Annotated in this window: 20 protein-coding genes; 8 read left to right on the forward strand and 12 right to left on the reverse strand. The window is 75.6% G+C overall.

Annotated features, from left to right (window positions below):
• Positions 1-60: 60 nt before the first annotated feature.
• Positions 61-834 carry an HAD family hydrolase gene (locus tag ABT006_RS08370; protein ID WP_350704241.1) on the forward strand — a complete coding sequence of 258 codons (774 nt, stop codon included), beginning with the start codon at positions 61-63 and terminating at the stop codon, positions 832-834.
• Positions 835-894: 60 nt separating this feature from the next.
• Positions 895-1,611 (forward strand): TetR/AcrR family transcriptional regulator, encoded by a 717-nt coding sequence (locus tag ABT006_RS08375; protein WP_350704243.1) that lies wholly within the window; start codon positions 895-897, stop codon positions 1,609-1,611.
• A gap of 41 nt (positions 1,612-1,652) precedes the next feature.
• On the opposite strand, the gene ABT006_RS08380 is transcribed toward ABT006_RS08375, so the two are convergent.
• Positions 1,653-2,585 carry a diacylglycerol kinase family protein gene (locus tag ABT006_RS08380; RefSeq protein ID WP_350704627.1) on the reverse strand — a complete coding sequence of 311 codons (933 nt, stop codon included), beginning with the start codon at positions 2,583-2,585 and terminating at the stop codon, positions 1,653-1,655.
• Between the two features lie 208 nt (positions 2,586-2,793).
• Between ABT006_RS08380 and lanKC the strand changes: the two genes are divergently transcribed.
• From lanKC to ABT006_RS08400, 4 genes are all read left to right on the forward strand, one after another.
• Complete coding sequence (gene lanKC, locus ABT006_RS08385) at positions 2,794-5,463, forward strand: class III lanthionine synthetase LanKC (RefSeq protein ID WP_350704245.1); 2,670 nt, start codon at positions 2,794-2,796, stop codon at positions 5,461-5,463.
• A 6-nt stretch (positions 5,464-5,469) separates the two neighbouring features.
• Positions 5,470-5,589 (forward strand): SapB/AmfS family lanthipeptide, encoded by a 120-nt coding sequence (locus ABT006_RS08390; protein ID WP_350704247.1) that lies wholly within the window; start codon positions 5,470-5,472, stop codon positions 5,587-5,589.
• Positions 5,590-5,662: 73 nt separating this feature from the next.
• On the forward strand, positions 5,663-7,390 hold the full coding sequence (locus tag ABT006_RS08395) for an ATP-binding cassette domain-containing protein (protein WP_350704249.1): 1,728 nt from the start codon (positions 5,663-5,665) through the stop codon (positions 7,388-7,390).
• Positions 7,387-9,150, forward strand: coding sequence for an ATP-binding cassette domain-containing protein (locus tag ABT006_RS08400; protein WP_350704251.1), 1,764 nt, complete (start codon positions 7,387-7,389; stop codon positions 9,148-9,150). The genes ABT006_RS08395 and ABT006_RS08400 overlap by 4 nt, the downstream gene beginning before the upstream one ends.
• A gap of 116 nt (positions 9,151-9,266) precedes the next feature.
• Here ABT006_RS08400 and ABT006_RS08405 read toward each other — a convergent pair whose 3' ends face one another.
• From ABT006_RS08405 to ABT006_RS08435, 7 genes are all read right to left on the reverse strand, one after another.
• Positions 9,267-9,842 (reverse strand): response regulator transcription factor, encoded by a 576-nt coding sequence (locus ABT006_RS08405; RefSeq protein WP_350704252.1) that lies wholly within the window; start codon positions 9,840-9,842, stop codon positions 9,267-9,269.
• Positions 9,843-9,987: 145 nt separating this feature from the next.
• Positions 9,988-10,593: a LuxR C-terminal-related transcriptional regulator gene (locus ABT006_RS08410; protein ID WP_350704254.1), complete on the reverse strand. Its 606-nt coding sequence runs from the start codon at positions 10,591-10,593 to the stop codon at positions 9,988-9,990.
• A gap of 639 nt (positions 10,594-11,232) precedes the next feature.
• Positions 11,233-12,183 carry a twin-arginine translocase subunit TatC gene (gene tatC, locus ABT006_RS08415; RefSeq protein WP_350704256.1) on the reverse strand — a complete coding sequence of 317 codons (951 nt, stop codon included), beginning with the start codon at positions 12,181-12,183 and terminating at the stop codon, positions 11,233-11,235.
• Between the two features lie 17 nt (positions 12,184-12,200).
• Positions 12,201-12,500 carry a Sec-independent protein translocase subunit TatA gene (tatA, locus tag ABT006_RS08420; RefSeq protein ID WP_350704258.1) on the reverse strand — a complete coding sequence of 100 codons (300 nt, stop codon included), beginning with the start codon at positions 12,498-12,500 and terminating at the stop codon, positions 12,201-12,203.
• A gap of 198 nt (positions 12,501-12,698) precedes the next feature.
• Positions 12,699-12,947 (reverse strand): hypothetical protein, encoded by a 249-nt coding sequence (locus ABT006_RS08425; protein ID WP_350704260.1) that lies wholly within the window; start codon positions 12,945-12,947, stop codon positions 12,699-12,701.
• A 10-nt stretch (positions 12,948-12,957) separates the two neighbouring features.
• A complete protein-coding gene (locus ABT006_RS08430) occupies positions 12,958-14,022 on the reverse strand; it encodes a helix-turn-helix transcriptional regulator (RefSeq protein ID WP_350704261.1) in 1,065 nt (354 codons plus the stop codon).
• The gene (locus ABT006_RS08435; protein WP_350704263.1) at positions 14,019-15,017 is read right to left on the reverse strand and encodes a helix-turn-helix transcriptional regulator; all 999 of its coding nucleotides are present in this window, start codon (positions 15,015-15,017) and stop codon (positions 14,019-14,021) included. Before ABT006_RS08435 ends, ABT006_RS08430 begins: the two co-directional genes overlap by 4 nt.
• A 123-nt stretch (positions 15,018-15,140) precedes the next feature.
• On the opposite strand from ABT006_RS08435, the gene ABT006_RS08440 reads away from it, so the two are divergent.
• Together ABT006_RS08440 and ABT006_RS08445 are read left to right on the forward strand one after the other, a co-directional pair.
• Positions 15,141-16,103, forward strand: a complete 963-nt coding sequence (locus ABT006_RS08440) for a cation diffusion facilitator family transporter (RefSeq protein WP_350704265.1) — start codon at positions 15,141-15,143, stop codon at positions 16,101-16,103.
• Between the two features lie 140 nt (positions 16,104-16,243).
• Positions 16,244-17,329: a DUF3866 family protein gene (locus ABT006_RS08445; RefSeq protein ID WP_350704267.1), complete on the forward strand. Its 1,086-nt coding sequence runs from the start codon at positions 16,244-16,246 to the stop codon at positions 17,327-17,329.
• A 54-nt stretch (positions 17,330-17,383) separates the two neighbouring features.
• Here the strand turns inward: ABT006_RS08445 and ABT006_RS08450 are convergent, their stop codons facing one another.
• The 4 genes from ABT006_RS08450 to prcA form a co-directional block, all read right to left on the reverse strand.
• Complete coding sequence (locus ABT006_RS08450; protein ID WP_350704629.1) at positions 17,384-17,932, reverse strand: carboxymuconolactone decarboxylase family protein; 549 nt, start codon at positions 17,930-17,932, stop codon at positions 17,384-17,386.
• A 162-nt stretch (positions 17,933-18,094) separates the two neighbouring features.
• Positions 18,095-18,280 carry a hypothetical protein gene (locus tag ABT006_RS08455; RefSeq protein WP_350704269.1) on the reverse strand — a complete coding sequence of 62 codons (186 nt, stop codon included), beginning with the start codon at positions 18,278-18,280 and terminating at the stop codon, positions 18,095-18,097.
• Positions 18,281-18,349: 69 nt separating this feature from the next.
• Positions 18,350-19,708, reverse strand: coding sequence for a Pup--protein ligase (gene pafA / locus ABT006_RS08460; RefSeq protein WP_350704271.1), 1,359 nt, complete (start codon positions 19,706-19,708; stop codon positions 18,350-18,352).
• A 349-nt stretch (positions 19,709-20,057) separates the two neighbouring features.
• Positions 20,058-20,888, reverse strand: coding sequence for a proteasome subunit alpha (prcA, locus tag ABT006_RS08465; RefSeq protein ID WP_350704273.1), 831 nt, complete (start codon positions 20,886-20,888; stop codon positions 20,058-20,060).
• Positions 20,889-20,947: the final 59 nt, after the last annotated feature.

The following is a 20,947-nucleotide window of genomic DNA, read 5'->3' on the forward strand; positions in this document are numbered from 1 at the left end:
GCGGCCACGTGACAAGGCCAACCGACAGCGGGGTCGGGGGCGGTCGGTAGGGTGCACGACGTGCCGGACCATGCCGAACCGCCCCACGCCTCACCCGGGGCCGACGACGCCGTCGTCCCGGGCCCGTCCCGCCGCCCCGTGGAGGCGGTCCTGTTCGACTTCCACGGCACGCTGGCCCAGGTGGAGGAGCCCCGCGAGTGGGTGCTCGCCGCCGCGGCCTCCTGCGGCGTGACGCTGGAGCGGATGCGGGCCACCGCGCTGGCCGACCGGCTGTTGACGGCGGGCCGGGCGGGCGGCCCCCTGCCGGCCCGGGTTCCGCCCCGGCTGGCCGAGCTGTGGGCCGACCGGGATCTCTACCCGCACGCCCACCGCGGCGCCTACACGGGGCTCGCCGAGACCGTCGACGCCGGCATCGAGGGCTTCGCCAAGGCGCTCTACGAGCGGGTGCTGGTCCCCGACGGCTGGGTGCCGTACCCGGACACCGCGCCGACCCTGGCCGCCCTGCGCGCCGCCGGCGTCCCGGTGGCCGTGGTCAGCAACATCGGCTTCGACATCCGGCCGATGTTCGCGGCGTGGGGGTTGGCCGACCTGGTCGACGCCTACGCCCTGTCGTACGAGGTCGGGCGCTGCAAGCCGGACCCGGGGATCTTCCTGCGCGCCTGCGGAATGCTCGGCGTCGACCCGGAGCGCGCGCTGATGGTGGGCGACACGCCGGCCGACGCGGGAGCCGTCGCGGCCGGGTGCGGGGTGCTGGTGCTGCCGGCCGCCGAGGCGGGGCGCGCCAACGGCCTGGGCACCGTGCTGGACGTGGCCGGCGTCGACCAGCACCGCTAACAACGAGGCGACAGCAGCGTTAGCCACCGTCGCTAACGCGAGGGCGTTATCGTCGTTGCCATGATCACCGAGACGTCGCCCCGGGACCGGATCGTCCGGGCCGCCGCCGCCCTGCTCGCCGAAGGCGGCCGGGAGGCGGTCTCGACGCGCGCGGTGAGCCGGGCGGCCGGGGTGCAGGCGCCGACCATCTACCGGCAGTTCGGCGACATGCGCGGCCTGCTGGACGCGGCGGCCAGCTACGGGTTCGCCGCGTACCTGCACGCCGAGGCGTCCCGGGACCTCGCCGGCGACCCGGTCGACGACCTGCGCCGGGGCTGGGAGCTGCACGTCGGCTTCGGCCTGGCCAACCCGGCCTGCCACGCCCTGATGTACGGCGACCCGCGCCCCGGCGAGACCCCGACCGCGGCCCGGGTCGCGGCCGACATCCTGCGCCAGCTCGTGCACCGGGTGGCCGAGGCGGGCCGGCTGCGCGCGGGCGTCGACGAGGCCACCGAGATGCTGCACGCCGCCGCCTGCGGGGTGACCCTCGCCCTGATCCGCACCCCGCCGCCCCAGCGTGACCCCGCCCTGTCGACTCGGACGCGGGAGGCGGTGCTCGCCGCGCTGGTCACCGACTCCCCCGCGGCCCGGGCGACCTCCCGGGCCGGCAACCCGGTCCGGCACGCGGTGGCGCTGCGCGCCGCCCTCGACGGGCTGACCACCGACCTATCCCCGGCCGAGCGCGCCCTGCTCGCGGAGTGGCTGGACCGCATCGTCCGCACCACCCCCACCCCCTGACAGCGGGATGCGGGAGCGGACCGACCCGGCCAGCCTCGCAGTCAGCGGAGCAGGTGGACGGCGGCCGGGACGGCGGTCACGGTCACCGGGAGGTCCAGCGCCCGCTCGCCGTCGGCGTACGTGGTGATGCCCTCGGCGCTCAACTCGACCGTACGGGCGCGGTAGCTGCGCACCAGCGGGTGCGCCACGTGGGTGCCCTGGTAGATGCGCGGCTTGACCCGCATCAGGGTGCGCCTGTCGAACCGGCCGCCCACCACCACGTCGAGCAGCCCGTCGGCGGGGTCCGCGTCGGGGCAGATCCGCATGCCGCCGCCGTAGCTGGCACAGTTGCCCACCGCCACCAGAACGGCGTCCACCTCGTGCGCCACCCCGTCGAGCCGCAGCGTGTAGCGGCGCGGGCGCAACCGGGCCAACTCCACCAGGATCGCCAGGTCGTAGCGGCGCGGCCCGCGCGGCAGGCGCATCCGGTTGGCGCGCTCGTTGACGATCGCGTCGAAGCCGGCCGCGAGCACCGCGCCGTACCAGCGGCGCACGCCGCCGGCTCCCGTCAGCCGCGCCAGGTCCACCGGCCGGGTGCGGCCGTCGCGCAACGCCGCCGCGATCACGTCGACGGCGGCGAGCGGGTCGGCCGGGAAGCCGGTGTCGACCGCGAAGTCGTTGCCGGTGCCGGCCGGCACCGGACCGAACGGCACCGCCGTGCCGGCGACCGCCTGCAACGCGCGGTGCACCGTGCCGTCGCCGCCCACCGCGACCAGGGCGGACGCGCCGTCGCCGACCGCCGTGCGGCAGGCCGACTCGGCCTCGTCGGCGCTGTTCGCGTGCAGCAGGCGCACCGGCCGGCCGGCGGCCGCGAGCCGGCGCAGGACCTGCGGCAGCAGCCCCCGGTGCCGTCCTCGGCCGGCGGTCGGGTTGGCCAGCACGGCGACGGGTCCGCCGGCGGCGGAGGGGTGATCGTCTGCGGTCACGGCGAGCACCGTACCGCCACCCACCGGGGCGCCCGCACCGCCCGCCCCGGCGACGGCGACATCGCCCGCCAGCCGCCGGCGCGACGGACGAGCACCCCGGGCGCACCTGACATTTGTCACGGCCGGCCGTGCAGCACGCATCCACTGTCATGACTGATCGCACTGGATCCGCCATGGCCCGAACGGACAAACTCAGATCAGCCAGCAGGACCAAGAGATGGACCGAACAGCGGAGGGAGTGGTCACGGTGGACGATCGCTACGACAGCTACTGCGCCGCCGACCGGCTGTTCTACGACTCGCTCGGCAGCGCGGTCGAACAGCCCACCTTCGCGGCGGCCCGGCGGCCCGTGCCCGACGGCTGGCGCTCGGAGCCGCTCGACGACTGGCTCATCTACGCCCCCGAGGGCGGCACGCTGCCCCAGCAGGGCTGGAAGATCCACGTGTCGGCGACCCTGGCCAACGCCGAGCGGGTGCTGGACACCGTCTGGGAATACTGCGTCCCGCGGGGGCTGTCGTTCAAGTTCCTCCGCGGCCCGCGCACCCTGCTGCTGCGCAACGCCAAGTACGCCTCCCGCGGGGCCAGCGGCAAGTTCGTCACCGTCTATCCCCGTGACGACGCGGAGCTGGAGCTGGTCTGCAAGGAGCTGGACGAGCTGCTCGCCGGCGAACCCGGCCCGTACATCCTCAGCGACCTGCGCCACGGCGCCGGGCCGGTGTACGTGCGCTACGGCGGCTTCGCGGCCCGCTATTGCCAATCCCCCGACGGCCAGGTCGTCCCGGCGATCGAGGACGACACCGGCACCCTCGTGCCGGACCGCCGCGACCCCGTCTTCCACGTGCCGTCCTGGGTGACGCTGCCCGATTTCCTCGGCCCGCACCTGGCCGCCCGCAACGCCACCAGCACCGACGAGGTGCCGTACCGGATCGAGAAGGTCATCCACTTCTCCAACGGCGGCGGCCTCTACGTCGGACGGGACCTGCGCAGCGACACCCAGGTGGTGCTGAAGGAGGCCCGACCGCACGCCGGGCTGGACGCCGACGGCACCGACGCCGTCGCCCGGCTGGGCCGGGAGGCCGAGGCGCTGCGCCGCCTCGCCGACCTGCCGCAGGTGCCCCGGGTGCACGACGAGTTCACTCTCGGCGAGCACCGCTTCCTCGCGCTGGAGTTCGTCGAGGGCCGGGCGTTGAACAAGGTCCTGGTCGACCGGTACCCGCTGATCGACGCCGACGCCACGGACGCCGACCGCGCCGACTACACCCGGTGGGCGCTGGACGTCCACCGGCAGGTCGAGGAGGTCGTGCTGGCCATCCACGCCCGCGGCCTCGTCTACGGCGACCTGCACCTGTTCAACGTCATGGTCCGCCCCGACGACCGGATCGCGCTGGTGGACTTCGAGGTCGCCGCCCCGATCGACGGACACCGCCGGCCGGGCCTGCGCAACCAGGGCTTCGCCGCGCCCCGGGACCGCACCGGCCCCGCCGTCGACCGGTACGCCCTGGCCTGCCTGCGGCTGGCGCTGTTCCTGCCGCTGACCCAGCTGCTCCGGCTGGCGCCGGCCAAGGCCGCGCACCTCGCCGACGTGGTCGCCGCCCACTTCCCGGTGCCGAGGAGGTTCCTCGACGCCGCCGTGGAGGAGATCACCGGCGCTCCCGCCGCCGCTTCGGCCGAAACGACCGCCGCGACGGCCGACACGACGACCGACGGGGCGGCGGACGACCTCGCCGTCGGCGTCGGGCCCGCGTACCGCGACCGGCTCGCCCGGGCGATCCTCGCCAGCGCGACACCCGACCGGGACGACCGGCTCTTCCCCGGCGACATCGAGCAGTTCCGCAGCGGCGGGCTCAACCTCGCCCACGGCGCCGCCGGGGTCCTGTACGCCCTGCACGCCAGCGGCGCCGGGCGCTGGCCCCACCACGAGCAGTGGCTCGTACGCCGGGCCACGGCGCCCGCCTCCGGCACCCGGTGCGGCTTCTACGACGGCCTGCACGGCGTCGCGTACGCCCTGGAGCTGCTCGGCCGCCGGCAGGACGCCCTCGACGTGCTCGACATCTGTCTGCGGCAGCCGTCGGACGGGCTGGACCACAGCCTCGCCAGCGGCCTGTCCGGGATCGCGCTGAACCTCGCCGAGCTGGCCGGGCGCACCGGCGAGACGGCCCTGCGCGACGCGGCCTGGCGGGCCGCCGAGCGGGTCGTCGACCGGCTCGCCGACGACCCGGGGCCGGACGTCAGCGGCGGGCGGCACCCGTACGCGGGGCTGCTGCGCGGCCGGACCGGCCCGGCGCTGCTGCTGGTGCGGCTGCACGAACTGACCGGCGACCCCGCCCTGCTGGAGCACGCCGCCACCGCCCTGCGCCAGGACCTGCGCCGTTGCGTGGTCCGCCCCGGCGGCGCGCTGGAGGTCAACGAGGGCTGGCGCACGATGCCCTACCTCGGGCAGGGCAGCGTCGGCATCGGGCTCGTGCTCGACCAGTACCTGCGGCACCGCGCCGACGAACGGTTCGCCGAGGCCAGCGCCGGCGTGCGCCGCGCCGCCCGGTCCCCGTTCTACGCGCAGTCGGGCCTGTTCGCCGGTCGCGCCGGCATCGTCGCCTACCTCGCGGCGTACCCGGACGACCCGGAACGGCGCCGCGAGCGGGACGCCCAGGTGCGGCGGCTGGCGTGGCACGCCCTGCCGTACGGGGACGGGACCGCGTTCCCCGGCGAGCAACTGCTGCGGCTGTCCATGGACCTCGGCACCGGCACCGCCGGCGTGCTGCTGGCGCTGGCCGCCGCGCGGCACGACGCGCCGGTGGCCCTGCCGTTCCTCGCGCCCCTGGCGGGCGCCCCCGACTCCCTCGCCGACGCGAGGGCGACCGACCCCACCGACCAGCACGGAAGGAGGTGACACGACATGGCGCTTCTGGACCTCCAGGGCCTGGAGACGGCCCCCGCCGACCGCTCCGGCGGCGGCAGCAACGCGAGCCTGCTGCTCTGCGGCGACAGCTCGCTGTCCATCACGACCTGCAACTGACCAGGTCACCACGCGAGGCCCTGGGCGGGTAGACGTACCCGCCCAGGGCCGCACGTCTTTCCCGGGAGATCCGATGCGGACGCTGACCGGCTCCGACCGGCTGCTGCGCCGGGTGGTTCGCGACGGCAGCGGCTGGACGGTCCTGCTCGGGGCGGTCGCGCTCGCCGGCGCGGCCGCCGAGCTGGCGCTTCCCGCGACGCTCGGGCTCGCCGTCGACGCCGCCGTCGGCGGTCACGGCTCCTGGTGGCCCGCCGCCGCCTGCGGGCTGGTCGCCGTCCTCATCGTCACCGACGTCCTCGGCGACCTCGCCGGCGGGTACGGCGCGGCCCGCGCCACCGCCCTGCTGCGCCGGCGCCTGCTGCGCCACCTGTTCGCCTCCGACGTGCGCACCGTCCGCCGCTACCCGGTGGGCGACCTGGTCGGTCGGCTCGTCGGCCAGGCCGCCGACGCCGGGCAGGCCGGCACCGCCGTGGTGCTGGGCGTCGTCACGCTGCTCCCCCCGGTCGGCAGCGTCGTGGCGCTCACCCTGATCGAGCCGCTGCTCGGCGTCACCCTCCTCGGCGGGCTGGCCCTGCTCGCGGTGCTCATGCGCGCGTTCGTCACCGACGCCTCCGCCGCCGTCGGCGGGTACCAGCGGGTGCTGGGCGCCATCGCGGGCCGGCTGCTGGAGGCGCTGGGCGGCGCCCGCACCATCGCCGCCGCCGCGACCGCCGACCGGGAACGCGACCGGGTGCTGGCGGCCCTGCCGGAACTGCGCGGGTACGGCCTGCTCGGCTGGCGGCTGCTGGCCCGGGCGAGCGCCCGCACCGCCGCCGTGGGGCCGCTGCTCCAGGTGGCCGTCGTGGCCGTCGGCGGGTACGCGCTCACCGCCGGCTGGCTCTCCCCCGGTCAGCTGGTCGCCGCGGTGCAGTACGCGGCCCTCGGCGCCGGGCTGGGCGCGGTGCTGGCCACCCTCAACCGGCTCGTCCGCAGCCGCGCGGCGGCCGGCCGGATCGCCGAGCCGCTGGCCCACCCGGTACGCCGCGACGGCACCGAGCCGCTGCCGCCCGGCCGCGGCGAACTGCGGCTACGGGCCGTCGGCGTCCGCGCCGAGGACGGCAGAGCGGTCCTCGACGGGGTCGACCTGACCGTGCCGGCCGGCGCCACGGTGGCCGTCGTCGGGCGCTCCGGCGCCGGCAAGTCGACCCTCGCCGCGGTGGCCGGCCGGCTGCACGACCCGGACTCCGGCGAGGTGCTGCTCGACGGGCTGCCGCTGCGCCGGTTGCGCCCCGCCGCGCTGCGCCGGGCCGTCGGGCACGCCTTCGACCGGCCGGCCCTGGTCGGCGAGACGGTGCACGACGCGATCGGGCTCGCCCTGCCCGACGGGCCGGCACGCCCGCCCGACGGCGGTGCCCCGGCCACGCCGGCCGTGCTGGCCGCGGCGCGGGCGGCGCAGGTCGCCGACGTCGTCGCGCGGCTGCCCGACGGGTTCCGGACCCGGCTGGTGGACGCGCCGTTGTCCGGGGGCGAGGCGCAGCGGCTGGGGCTGGCCCGGGCGTTCCCCGCCGAGCGGCTGCTGATCCTGGACGACGCGACGTCCAGCCTGGACACCGCCACCGAACACCGGATCGCCCGGGCGGTGGCCGACGGCGCGCAGGGGCGTACGCGGCTCGTGGTGACCCACCGCGCGGCGACGGCGGCGGCGGCCGACCTGGTCGCCTGGCTCGACGGCGGACGGCTGCGGGCCGTGGCGCCGCACCGGCGGCTGTGGGGCGACCCGGACTACCGGGCGGTCTTCGCGCCCGGCGGTGACGCCCCGTGAGCGGCGTACGCGGCACGACCTGGGGGGCGCTGCGCGCCCGTCGTCGGGCGCTGGGCCGGCTCGCCGCCTGGTCGGTGGCCGAGTCCCTGCCGGCGCTGCTCAGCGGGCTGCTCGTGGCCCGCGCGGTCGACCGGGGCTTCCTGGCCGGCCAGCTCGGCACCGGCCTGGCCTGGCTGGCCGGGCTCGCCGTGGCCGTGCTGGTCGGCGCGTCCGCCACCGGGCAGGTGTACCGCAGCCTCGGCGACGTGGTGGAGCCGTTCCGCGACGAGCTGGCGGCCAGGGTGGTGCACGCCGCGCTGCGCGACGCCACGCGGGCCGGCGGCCGGCCGGACAGCGCGGCCGTGGCCCGGCTGACCCACCAGGTGGAGGTCGTCCGGGACACCTTCGGCGGGCTGCTGCTGGTGGTCCGCGGGTTCCTGTTCACCGCCGGCGCGGCGCTGCTCGGCCTGCTCGCCCTGGCGCCACCGCTGGCGGGCGCGGTGGCCGCGCCGCTGCTGGTCGGGCTGGCGGTGTTCGCCGCGGCGCTGCCGGCGATGGTGGCGCACCAGCGGGCCCAGGTGGCCGCCGGGGAGGAACTCGGCCGGTCGGCGGCGTCCGCGCTGGCCGGGCACCGCGACGTGGTCGCCTGCGGCGCGCAGGACCGGGTCGTGGCCGGGGTCGCCCGGCGGGTCTCGGCGCAGGCCGACGTCGAGCGGACGCTGGCCCGGATGGCGGCGCTGCGCAGCCTCAGCCTCGGGCTCGGCGGCTGGCTGCCGGTGGTGGTGCTGCTGCTGGCCGCGCCGTGGCTGGTGCGGCAGGGGCTCAGCACCGGCGCCGTGCTGGGCGCGCTGGTCTACGTCACCACCGGCCTGCAGCCCGCCCTGCACGCGGTCGTGCAGGGCGTGGGCGGCGGCGGCCTGCGCTACGCCGTCACCCTCGACCGGATCCTGCGCACCTGCCCGCCGCCCGGGCCGGTGCCGCGCCCGCCCGCCGTGCCCGGCCAGGCGCCGTGCCGCGCCGACCCGACGGCCGCCCCGCCCGCGGTCCGGCTGCGCGGGCTGACCTTCCGGTACGGCCCGCACGCCCGGCCCGTCCTGGCGGACCTCACCCTGACCGTGGCCGACGGCGAGCACCTGGCGGTGGTGGGGCCCAGCGGCGCCGGCAAATCCACGCTGGCCGCCCTGGTCGCCGGGCTGGTGCCGCCGGAGTCCGGCACGGTGCACCTGGCCGGCACACCCGTCGCCACCACCCCGCCCGAGGCGCTGGCCCGGCTGCGGGTGCTGGTGCCGCAGGAGGCGTACGTGCGCAGCGGCACCCTCGCCGACAACCTGCGCTACCTGCACCCCGAGGTGGACGACGCGACCGTGGCGGCCGCCGTGGACGCCCTCGGGGCCCGTCCCCTCGTGACCCGCCTCGGGGGGCTCGACGCCGAGCTCGACCCCGCCGCCCTGTCCGCCGGGGAACGGCAGCTCGTCGCCGCGGTCCGGGCCTACCTGGCCCCGGCGCCGCTGGTGATCCTCGACGAGGCGACGTGCCACCTGGACCCGACGCTGGAGGCGACCGTCGAACGTGCCTTCGCCCGCCGCCCCGGCACGCTGGTGGTGATCGCGCACCGGATCAGCTCGGCGACCCGCGCCCGCCGGGTGCTGGTGTTCGACGGCGACCGGCCGCTCGTCGGCACCCACGACGACCTGCTGGCCCGCTCCCCCACGTACCGCGAACTGGTCGGCCACTGGCAGGACGTCGCACCGCCGGCCCGCGTGCCTCTCGGCCGGGTGTGACCGCCCGCGTGGCCGGTCACGCCCGGGACGCCACCGGCGGTGCCGGATCGTGGTGGGATGCGGCTCCGCGCCGAACGGTCCGTGCCTGGGCCCGATCGTGGTAGGAGACGGCGCCGTCAGATCCAGCCGGCCTCGCGGGCGACCCGCACCGCCTCCACCCTGGTGCGCGCGCCCGCCTTACGGGTGATCCGCCCGAGGTGGTTGCGCACGGTCCCCGGCGAGAGCCCGAGCATCCGGGCGATCTCCACGACCGGCGCCCCGGCCGCCGTCAGGTCGAGGATCTCGGTCTCCCGCACGGTCAGCGGGCTGTCCCGGACCAGCGCCGCCATCACCAGGTCGGCGTCGATCACCGACTCCCGCCGGGCCAGCCGCCGGACCCCGTCCACCACCCGCTGCGGAGCGACGTCGTTGCCGAGGATGCCGACGGTCCGACCCGGCGTGAGGACCCGGTGCAGGCTGCGCGCGCGGCGGCGGTCGGCGAGCACCAGCAGGGGGCACTGCCCGGCCACCCCCGCCCCGACGAGATCGAGGTCGACGACCGCCACGTCGGGGCGCTGCGCCCGGACCGCCGGCGGGAGGGCGTCCTCCCGGTCCAGCTCCGCCACCACACTGATGTCATCCTCGGCGGCGAGGACGAGCGAAAGGGCGCCACGGACCAGGGCACCGTCGAGGGCCAGCAGGGTACGGATCACCGTTGACCTTCCCGAGCGTCGTCGGACCGAGCACAACCGTCCGCATTCAAACACGTACCGAGCGGCGCCGCTCGGCTCAGGCGCCGCGCGCTGTTCCGCGCGCAGCGCGGAGAGAAACCCCTGTCCTCCGGGGCGACGGAGAACGTCAGATCCAGCCGTCGCGGCGGGCGCGCCACACCGCCTCCATCCGGTTGCGGGCGCCCGTCTTACGCATGACCGCCGACAGGTGGTTACGTACCGTGCCGTGCGCGATGAACAGCCGGCGGGCGATCTCCTTGAGCGGCAGGCCCTCGGCGGCCACCCGCAGCACCTCCACCTCCCGACGGGTCAACGGGCTGGACGGGGGTCGCAGCGCCGTCACGGCGGCCGCCGCATCGATGACCTTTCCGCCGGCGGCGAGTTCCCGGACGGCCTCGACCAGCGCCTCGAGCGACGCGTCCTTGCCGACCAGGCCGCGTACCCCGGCGGCCAGCAGGTCCCCGACCGCGGCCTGGCTCCACCGGCGGCCCATGCCCAGCACGGCCGTCTCGGGCGCCGCGCCGATGATCTCGGCGACCACCTCGACCGGCTGCGGCGCGTCCGACGCCAGGTCCACCACCACCACGTCGGGCCGGTGCCGACGCACCACGGCGGACAGCTCCGCCACCCCGGTCACCTCGGCAGCGACCTCGATGTCCTCCTGGCTCGACAGCGCGGCGCACAGCGCGGTGCGCAGCAGCCCCATCTCCTCGGCAACGACAACGCGGATCAACGCGTGGCTCCGATCTCGGGTACGCGGTGGCGACCGAGTCCCCTGGACGGGACTGTGCGGGCCGGCCGCGTGGACGGATTGTGGGGTCCCGCCCGCGACGTCGGACGTGGCGACGGTCACGGGCACCGTGTGACCACGCGCCGGGCGGTGCGACCGGACGGGCCGGACGACCGCGCGGGCGGGGCCGCCGGAACTCAGCCGGGGCGTGCGCTCATACGGTGGAGCCGGTCGCCGGATGCCACCGCTGGCTCTGTGGGGACGGCCACGCCGGGCCGAGAGCAGCACGGGCGTAGGGCGGCGCGCCCCGCCCGGCGGCCCTCAGCAGGGCGGTCGACCGGGCGACGGGCAGCCTGCGCCGCCCGGCGAGGGGGGCGGCCCCCGGCGCGGCGACGGGCGGAGGACGGAACGTCGGGCGACGCACTGGGCAGCGACCTCCCCGTGTCGGGAACGTCGACACATCGTAAAGACGCGATCACCCGACCGCATCTTGTGAACGCCTGGTGACGGATTGCCGACTGGATCGTTCACGACGGGGGTGGCGTGCGCTGGGCGCGCCGACGCCGGGCACCGGCCCGAAACGACACCAGCCCCCGGCGAAGGGGGCTGGTGTCGTACGCGGGTGGTGCGGTCGAGCCGCGATCAGGTCATGTCGTCGTAGCGGCGGTCGATCGGCGCCGGCGCGGCGACCGGCTCCGGGGCAGCGACCGGGGAGCTGGCGTCGACCCGCTGCCCGGCCTCGACCGGCTCCGGCTCGAACTCCAGCGGCGACACCTCGTCGTCGTCGACGCCGGCGTAGATCTCCTTGCCGCGGCCCTTGCGCTTGTCGTTGAGGAACGCAACACCGACGGCAATGAAGTAGAGCAAGGACAGGCAGAACGCCAGCAGCGTCATGCCGAACGGACCCGGGTCCGGGGTGGCCACCGCCGCGAACGCGAAGCATACGAACACCACGGCCCGCCACCAGCTGAGCAACCGGCGAGCGGTCACCACGCCGGTGAAGTTGAGCATCAGCAGGGTGAGAGGGAACTCGAACGCCACCCCGAAGAGCAGGATCATGTTGGTGACGAACGAGATGTACCGAGTCACCTCCAGCTGGGAGTCGGTACCGGTGACACCGGCCTCCAGCAGGAAAGCCAGGCCCTTGTCCACCACGAAGAACGCCAACACCGCGCCGGCGGCGAACAGGGGCGCCGCGATCGACACGAAGACGTACGCCCACTTGCGCTCGTGCCGGTGCAGGCCGGGCGCGATGAACGCCCACAGCTGGTAAAGCCAGACCGGGGCACCGATGATCAACCCGATCCAGAGCGCCAGCTTCAGCTTGAGAACGAAGCCGTCCGTGGGCGCAAGCTGGAGGAAGTTCTGGCACTCACCGTCCACCACCATGCCTGGGAGCCGGCAGTACGGCTGCTTGAGCAGGTCGAACGCCGGCTGGGCAAGCAGCCAACCAGCGATCAGCCCTACCATGATCGCCAGGGACGCCTTGAGCAGCCGGTCCCGCAGCTCGCGGATGTGCTCGACCAGCGTCATCGAGCCGTCGGCGGCCCGCTCGAAGTTGCTCGGACCGCGCTTCTTGAGGGCGAAGGCCACGGGTCTCGGGCCCTCGGTCAGTTGTCGCGGACGCGGTGCACCGGGTCAACGACCGGCTGCTGCTGCGGCGGGGCCTGGTGAGGCGCCTGCTGCGGAGCCTGCTGACCGGTGTGCGGCGGAAGCGGCTGGTAGCCGGCCTGCGCGTCGGCCTTCTCGGCGAGGTCGCGGTCGTCGTCGTGCAGGCTCTTGGTCTCGGCCTTGATGATCCGCAGCGACCGGCCCAGCGAACGGGCCGCGTCGGGGAGCCGCTTCGCGCCGAAGAGCAGGATCAGCACGACCACGAGTACGGCGATGTGCCACGGCTTGAGGGCACCCATGGGAAGCTCCAGTCGCTCTGTGTCGTCGTGAGGGGTGTACCTCAGCCATCGTACGTGCGCCGACGGCCGTTGCCACCCGCCGGGTTCGTCCCGGCCGGTGAAGTCTTGACCAACCCGGGATGTCCCGTCAACACTCCCCAGACGGATCGTTCCTGCGCGGTACCGGACCGGATCGCGCAGGGACGCGACACCGATCGATCAACCGCCGCGCTTGGCCTTGATCAGCTCGACTCGCCGGTGGGTGACCTCGAGCTGCTGCTGGAGCGCCTCGGCCCGCTGCTGAAGGGCCTCCGCGGTGTCCCGCAGCGCCTCCGCCTCGGTCGCCCGGCGTTGCAGGGCGACGGCCGCGCGGCGCAGCCGGGGCAGCCGCGCCAGCACCGGCCGGACGGCCAGGGCCAACACGACGAGCGCGAACAGCACCACCGCGAGCACGATCCACTTCACCACGGCGGCCAGCCTACTGGGTGCCCGCGGTCACCGCCGGGTCGGCCGAGGGCACCGCCGGCGGCGTGTCCGACCCGTCCGCCGGGCGCCGGGGCGCGGCCGGGGTCGGCGTCGCGTACGCGTCGAGCGCGGCGGTCGCCGCGGCCCGGACCTGCTCGGCCAGCTCGGCCGGGGCGACCACGGCGACGTCCGGCCCCAGCCCCAGCACGAAGCGGCGGGCCCAGCCCAGGTCGGTGACCCGCAGCGAGACCAGCCACTGGTCGCCGCCGCCGGCCTCGACCCGCTCGCACGGGTAGTACTCGGTGATCCACCGCTCGCCCCGGCCGACCCGCAGGGTGATCAGCGGCAGGTCCGGCGAGGGCCGGAACACGCCGTCGGTGAGGTCGTGCGGGCGGGCCTGCGGCGGCACCGTCGCCGGCTCGTCCAGCTCGGTGACCGCGTCGATCCGGTCGGCCCGGAACAGCCGCACCGCCTCCGCCCGGCGGCACCACGCCTCCACGTACGCCCGGCCACCGACCATCAGCATCCGCAGCGGATCGACGACGCGGTCCGTGCTCTCGTCCCGCGCCGCCGTGTAGTAGGTGATGCGCAGCGCCCGGCCGCTCTCGACGGCGGCCCGCAGCTCCTGCACCCGACGGGTGTCGGCGGGCAGCCGGACCTCGACGGGCGCGGCCACCAGGTCGCCGGCCGCATTCTCGATCTTGGCGAGGGCCCGCTCCACGGCGTCCCGGTTGGCCACCCCGGGCGTCTCGGCGAGCATCCGCAGCGCCACCACCAGCGCGAGGGCCTCGTCGGGGGTGAGCCGCAGCGGCCGGTCGATGCCGGCGTCGTAGGTGATGGTCACCCGGTCGCCGTCGAAGGCCATGTCGATCAGGTCGCCCGGGCCGTAGCCGGGCAGCCCGCACACCCACAGCAGTTCCAGGTCCTCACGCAGCTGCCGCTCGGTGACGCCCAGGTCACCGGCGGCCTCGGCGATCTCGATGCCGGGCCGGGCGAGCAGGTAGGGCACCAGGTTCAGCAGCCGGGCCAGCCGGTCGGCCGACGCGCGGGAGCCGCCACGGGTGGCCGGCCGGGTCACCGGGCACCCCCGACGACGGCGAGGTCGTCGTGCCGGGCCGCGATCTCCTTGAGTCGCTGGATGACCGCCTCCCGCACCTCGGGCGGGTCGAGCACCCGCACGTCCGGACCGTAGCCGACGAGCTGACCGGCGAGGACGTCCACGTCGGCGTACGGCAGGACGAGCCGGTCGCCGTCGGGCCCGGTGGTGACGCCGACCGCCCAGCGGCGCAGCCCGGCGGCGCGGCCCGGGGCGGCCAGCACGGTGGCCCGCCCGGTGCGCTCCACCGGCCCCGACCAGCGGGCCACGTGACTGATCAGGTCGACACCGGCCGGCGGCTCGTAGCCGCCCGGCGCGCCCGTCACCCGGACCGCGCCGACCACCCGCGACAGCCGGAAGCAGCGGGTCGCCTCGCGGTCGAGGTCGTGGCCGACCACGTACCACCGGCCCCGCCAGCACACCACACCCCACGGCTGCAACCGGCGGCGGTTCGGCTCGTCGCGGTCGGGCACCCGGTAGTCGAAGGTGACCTCCCGCCGGTCCCGGGCGGCGGCGGTGAGCGGCGCGAACGCCGGGTCCACCGTCACCATCGGCTCCAGGCCCAGCGTGGCCTGCGGGTCCACGTCGACGCCGGCGGCGCGCAGCTTCGCCAGCCCGGAGGAGGCGGCGGCGGCCAGCCCGGCGTGCTGCCACAGCCGCGCGGCGATGCCCACCGCGGCGGCCTCGTCCGGTTCGAGGGGAATGTCCGGCAGCGCGTACTCGCGGTGGGCGATCCGGTAGCCGGGCTCCGCGTCGAAGACGCTCGCCGTCCCGGTCTCCAGCGGTACGCCCAGCTCACGCAGCTCGGCCTTGTCCCGCTCGAACTTGCGCTGGAACGCCTCGTGGTCGCGCGCGTCCTCCGGATCGTGCTCGTAGCCGGGCACGGTCGCGGCGATCTGCGCGGCGGTCAGGAACCGTCGCGTGGACAGCAGGCAGATCACCAGGTTGACCAGGCGTTCGGTGCGGGTCCGCGACACGGGTAGACGCTAGCAGCCCGCGCTCCGGGCACGTGCACCCACGCGGGCACCACGTGGGTCGCGTCGCACCGGCCCGCGTCCGGTCAGCCCGCACGGCACGTCCGGCGGTCATACAGTGACCTGGTGGCGCGGCCGGAAGTCAAGACGGAGAGCGTCGGCACCGTCGTGGTCGCCGGGGCCGCCAACCTCGCCATCGCCGTCGCCAAGCTGGTCGCCGGGCTGATCTCCGGGTCGGCGGCGATGCTCTCCGAGGCCGTGCACTCCGTCGCCGACACCACCACCGAGGTGCTGCTCTACCTCGCGCTGCGGCGCGGGGCGCGCCCGGCAGACGCCCGCCACCCGTTCGGGTACGGAAAGGAGAGCTACGTCTGGGCCTTCCTGGCGGCGGTGTTCACGTTCGTCGCCGGCGCCGGCTTCGCCATCACCCACGGCGTCACCACCATCCTGGTGCACGAGCACAGGAACGACTACCTGGCCGCGTACGTCGTGCTGGCCGTGTCGTTCGCCATCGAGTCGGTCTCGCTGGCCCGCGCCGTACGCCAGATCCGCACCGAGTCCCTGCAGTTGCACACCACCCCACGCCGGTTCCTGCGGCTGACCGCCGACCCCGCCGTCAAGGCGGTGTTCTTCGAGGACGCCGCGGCCCTGATCGGGTTGGTGCTGGCCGCCGTCGGGCTGGCCCTGTCCCAGCTCACCGGCGAGGAGCTGTGGGACGGCCTGGCGTCCATCCTGATCGGGGTACTGCTGCTCGTGGTCGCCACCGTCCTGGCCCGCAGCAACATCTCGCTGCTGGTCGGCCGGGCGGTGCCGGAGCGGGTGCACCACGAGATCGCCGGCGAACTCGCCGGGCTGGCCACCGTGCGCCGACTCGACACGCTGCTGACCATGCAGCTCGGCCCGGACGACGTCCTGGTCGCCGCGAAGCTGGACTTCGACGACGAGGCGAGCGGCGCGACCATCGAGGCCGTTGCCGACGAGGCCGAGCGCCGCCTCACCGCCCGCTACCCGCAGATCCGGTACGTCTTCCTCGACCCCACCGGCGCCCCACGCGGCGACCCCCGGCGGCCGGACGACTCCGCCGGCTGACCGCCCTGCCCTCGCCCGGCCGCCCCGCCCTGCTCTCCCCGGGCCGGGCCGCCCTGCTCTCCTCCAGCCGCCCCGCCCGCGGCAGTGCCCGGCCGCCCCCGGGCGCGGCCGGCCGGGGCGGCGACGCTAGCGTGCCGGGCATGGTGCGATGGCGGTCCGGAACGGTGACGGCGCTGCGGCGGCAGTGGACCGGGGCGGTGGAACTCGACGTCGACCTGCCCGACGGCGCCACGGTCCGCGCCCTGGCCTACCCCGAACTGGTCGGCCGACCCGAACCCGGCGACCGGGTGCTGCTCAACGCCGGCGCGCTGCTGATGGGCCTCGGCACCGGCGGGTACGCCCTGGTCGTGGCACTGCCCGACCGGCTGCCGCCGGACCCGCCACAGGCCCTCGACACCCGCGACGCCGGCCACCTCGTCAAGGCCCGCTACACCCCGCTGCAGCCGATCCTGCTCGGCGTCGACGAGGAGGCGTCCCCGCACCGCGAGGTCCTGGCCGCCGCCGACGACCTGGGCGGCCTGCCGGTCGTCACCGCCGACCTGCACTCCGCGCTGCCGGCGGTCCTGGCCGGCATCCACGCCGACGCCCCGGACGCCCGGGTGGCGTACGTGCTGACCGACGGCGGGGCGCTGCCCGCCTGGTTCTCCCGCACCCTCGCCGGGCTGCGCGACCACCTCGCCGGCACGGTCAGCGTCGGCCAGGCGTTCGGCGGCGACCTGGAGGCGAGCACCGTGCACAGCGGCCTGCTGGCCGCCCGCCACGTCCTGGGCGCCGACGTGGCGATCGTCGCCCAGGGGCCCGGCAACCTCGGCACCGGCACCCGGTGGGGATTCTCCGGCGTCGCCGTCGGCGAGGCCGTCAACGCCGTCGCCACGCTGGGCGGGCGCCCGGTCGGGTCGCTGCGGATCTCCGACGCCGACCCCCGGCCCCGCCACCGGGGCGTGTCGCACCACAGCCTCACCGCGTACGGCCGGGTGGCCCTCGCCCCCGCCGAACTGGTGGTGCCCGACGGACTGGACCCGGCGCTGGCCCGCGAGGTGGACGCCGCGCTGGCCCCCCTCGCGGTGCGGCACACCGTCGTCCGGGTGCCCACCGACGGGCTCGACGCCGCGCTGCGGGCGACGCCGGTGCCGCTGTCCACCATGGGCCGGGGCCTCGACGCCGACCACGCGTACTTCCTGGCTGCCGCCGCGGCCGGCCGGCACGCCGCCCGCCTGCTGACCTGACCCGGCCCGCGCCCGACCCGGACGCCCGACGACCGACCTGCCCGGCGGCGGGCTTCAGGTCGCCAGGTAGCCCTGCCGCACGATGCGCTCCGCGGCCTTCTCGTACACCGCCGGGTCGTCCGGGACCAGGGTGCCCAACCCGTCCACGTAGCGGTTGTACATGCAGAACGCCGCCGCGATCAGCACCGTGTCGTGGATCTCCAGGTCCGTCGCGCCGGCACCCCGGGCGGCCTCCACCAGGTCCACCGTCACGTCCCGGCCGCTGCGCTGCACGGCCTCGGCGATGCGCAGCAGCGCCCGCAGCTTGTCGCTGACCTCCGCGCCCACCGGATCGACGAGGACCCGGTCCACCAGCGGCATGCCGGAGGGGAGCTGCGCCGCCGCGAAGGCGGAGTGCGTCGCGCAGCAGAACCGGCACTCGTTCAGCCCCGACACGTACGCCGCGATCAGCTCCCGCTCCCCCGGCGTCAGCGTCGGGTGCGGGGCGCGCAGCAGCGCCTCCGCCAGCGCGTTGAGGGGCTTGGCCGTCTCCGGCCGGAACCGCATCGGGCCCCGGATGCCCGGATGCTCCCGCTCGTCGATACCGAGGTCGATGTGTGCGATGACGTCACCATCCCTTGCCGCCGCGGCGGGGCGTGCCCGGTCCACGGACCGACGACGCCGAACGGGACGATCGTCCCAGCGCCGCCGGGCCGAGGCCACTTCGAGCTTGCGGTGCCGCCGGGGCCGCGTCAGGCCGTGACGACCAGCGCCACCGGGGCCCGGTCAGGCCATGAAGATCAGGGTGAGCCAGGCGCCCACGATCAGCACCAGCGCGAGCGCCAGCACCCAGGTCGGCACCGTGTACTCGCCGCGCCGGTTGCGCTCGATCTCGGCGCGGATCTTCTCGCGGCGGCGCTCGACCCAGTTCTGCCGCGCCCGGCCGCTGTCAGGAGGTTCGGAAGTCGTCATGGCGCGGTCAGCCTACCGGGCCGGCCGACCCGGCAGGCGGTCACCACCACACCGGGCCGGCCCGCACCGTCACATGCTGGCGATCAGCCGCTCCACCCGCTCGTCGTACGCCCGGAACGGATCCTTGCAGAGCACCGTGCGCTGCGCCTGGTCGTTCAGCTTCAGGTGCACCCAGTCGACGGTGAAGTCACGCCGCTTCTCCTGGGCGTGCCGGATGAACTCGCCGCGCAGCCGGGCCCGGGTCGTCTGCGGCGGAGTCTCCTTCGCCTCGAAAATCTCCGGGTCGGTGGCCACCCGGTCCACCTCGCCGCGCCGCTCCAGCAGCCCGTAGAGGCCCCGGCCCCGACGCAGGTCGTGGTAGGCGAGATCCATCTGGGCGACCCGCGGGTGCGACAGCGGCAGGTCGTGCTTGCGCTGGTAGCGCTCGATCAGCCGCAGCTTGCTCACCCAGTCGATCTCCCGGGCCACCGGCTCCAGGTCGCCGGTCTCCACCGCGCGCAGCACCCGACCCCACAACTCCACCACCCGCTTGGCGGTCTGGTCGCCGCCGCGCCGCTCCACGAACTCGGTCGCCTTCGCCAGATATTCCTGCTGGATCTCCAGCGCGCTGACCTCCTTGCCGGAGGACAGCCGCACCTTACGCCGGCCCGTGATGTCGTGCGACACCTCGCGGATCGCCCGGATCGGGTTCTCCAGCGTCAGGTCCCGCATCACCACCCCGGCCTCGATCATCCGCAGCACGATGTCGGCGGTGCCGACCTTGAGCAGCGTGGTGACCTCGTTCATGTTGGAGTCGCCGACGATCACGTGCAGCCGGCGGTAGCGCTCCGCGTCCGCGTGCGGCTCGTCCCGCGTGTTGATGATCGGCCGGCTCCGGGTGGTCGCCGACGAGACGCCCTCCCAGATGTGCTCGGCCCGCTGCGACAGGCAGTAGACCGCCCCGCGCGGCGTCTGCAACACCTTGCCCGCGCCGCAGATCAACTGCCGCGTGACCAGGAACGGAATCAGCACGTCGGCCAGCCGGCCGAACTCGCCGTGCCGGGAGACCAGGTAGTTCTCGTGGCAGCCGTACGAGTTTCCGGCCGAGTCGGTGTTGTTCTTGAACAGGTAGATCTCGCCCGCGATGCCCTCGTCGTGCAACCGCTTCTCCGCGTCGACCAGCAGCCCCTCCAGGATCCGCTCGCCCGCCCGGTCGTGCGCGACCAGGTCCACCACCGAGTCGCACTCCGGGGTGGCGTACTCCGGGTGCGAGCCGACGTCGAGGTAGAGCCGGGCGCCGTTGCGCAGGAACACGTTGCTCGACCGGCCCCAGGACACCACTCGGCGGAAGAGGTACCGGGCGACCTCGTCGGGGGACAGCCGCCGCTGCCCGCGGTAGGTGCAGGTGACGCCGTACTCGGTCTCAAGGCCGAAGATTCGCCGCTCCATGATGAGACATTAGCCGCCCGAGGCCCCAGATGGGCAGCGCTCACCACGTCGTCTCACGCCGGAAACACCCGCCGGCCCGCCGGGGGCCACGCCGACGCGCCGGCCCCACCGTCACCCGGGCACGACCCCGCCGTACGCCCCGCCGGCGCGTCCCAGGTGGACCATGCCGCCGCACGGGGCGCACCGGCACGAAGGGACGGCGTCACGCCGGTGCGGGCGTCGTCCGGCCCGTTGATCCACGCGGGTCGGTCGGGACCGGCCCGCCGCGGCCGGACCGTCGACCTGCGGGCGTACGACGACCGCGCGGACGCCCGGGCCCACGGCCCCGACGCCCGCGCGATCGACTCCGCTACGCCTCGGGGGCCTCCGGCTGCTGGCCCTCCAGATCCGCCGAGCCGGCCGACGTGGTGGGCTTCCCCGCCTCCCCGGTCGGCGCGGTCGGGGTCTCCGGACGGGCCGGCACGGCCGGCTCCTCGGCCTTGCCGCCGTCCAGCAGGGCGGTCAGCGCCGCCCCGGTGATGCGGCGGAACGTCCGCCCCACCCGGCGCCGGTCCAGGACCGCCACCTCCAGCTGGTTCGCGGCGATGGTGCGGGACGCGCCGCCCTCGCCCCCGACGCTGCCCAGCGCCTGCACCGCGACCTGCACCGCCTCGCCCAGCGACATGTCCGGACGGTGGTGGGACTTCAGCACGCCGGTGATCGCCTCGGCCTGCCCGCCCATCGCCATCCGGCCCGGCTCGTCGTTGACGGAGCCGTCGTAGGTGAGCCGGTAGAGCTCGTCGTCCTCGGCGCTGGCGCCGACCTCGGCCACGCAGATCTCCACCTCGAACGGCTTCGACTGCTCGGTGAAGATGGCGCCCAGGGTCTGTGCGAACGCGTTCGCCAGGGCCCGGCCGGTGACGTCGCGCCGGTCGTAGCTCAGGCCGTTCAGGTCGGCCATCCGCACGCCGGCGCGGCGCAGGTTCTCGAACTCGTTGTAGCGACCGACGGCGGCGAAGCCGATCCGGTCGTAGATCTCACTGACCTTGTGCAGGGCGCTGGAGAGGTTCTCGGCGACGAAGAGCACCCCGCCCTCGTAGCTCAGGACGACCGCGCTGCGGCCCCGGGCGATGCCCTTGCGGGCCAGCTCGGAGCGGTCGCGCATGATCTGCTCGGGCGAGGCGTAGAACTGCATGGCCACGGCGGCGGTTCTCCTTCAGGGCGCTGTGCTGACGGCTGCTGACTGGTGCGGGCGGGAGC

Source organism: Micromonospora sp. NPDC002717 (assembly GCF_040295705.1).
Classification (GTDB): domain Bacteria; phylum Actinomycetota; class Actinomycetes; order Mycobacteriales; family Micromonosporaceae; genus Micromonospora.

Bases quoted from the DNA above. Each gene is read 5' to 3' on its own strand.
- ABT006_RS08390 (WP_350704247.1), top strand. From the start codon at position 5,470: ATGGCGCTTCTGGACCTCCAGGGCCTGGAGACGGCCCCCGCCGACCGC.
- ABT006_RS08455 (WP_350704269.1), bottom strand. From the start codon at position 18,280: ATGACGACTTCCGAACCTCCTGACAGCGGCCGGGCGCGGCAGAACTGG.
- ABT006_RS08395 (WP_350704249.1), top strand. From the start codon at position 5,663: ATGCGGACGCTGACCGGCTCCGACCGGCTGCTGCGCCGGGTGGTTCGC.
- lanKC (WP_350704245.1), top strand. From the start codon at position 2,794: ATGGACCGAACAGCGGAGGGAGTGGTCACGGTGGACGATCGCTACGAC.
- tatA (WP_350704258.1), bottom strand. From the start codon at position 12,500: ATGGGTGCCCTCAAGCCGTGGCACATCGCCGTACTCGTGGTCGTGCTG.
- pafA (WP_350704271.1), bottom strand. From the start codon at position 19,708: ATGGAGCGGCGAATCTTCGGCCTTGAGACCGAGTACGGCGTCACCTGC.
- ABT006_RS08375 (WP_350704243.1), top strand. From the start codon at position 895: ATGATCACCGAGACGTCGCCCCGGGACCGGATCGTCCGGGCCGCCGCC.
- ABT006_RS08445 (WP_350704267.1), top strand. From the start codon at position 16,244: ATGGTGCGATGGCGGTCCGGAACGGTGACGGCGCTGCGGCGGCAGTGG.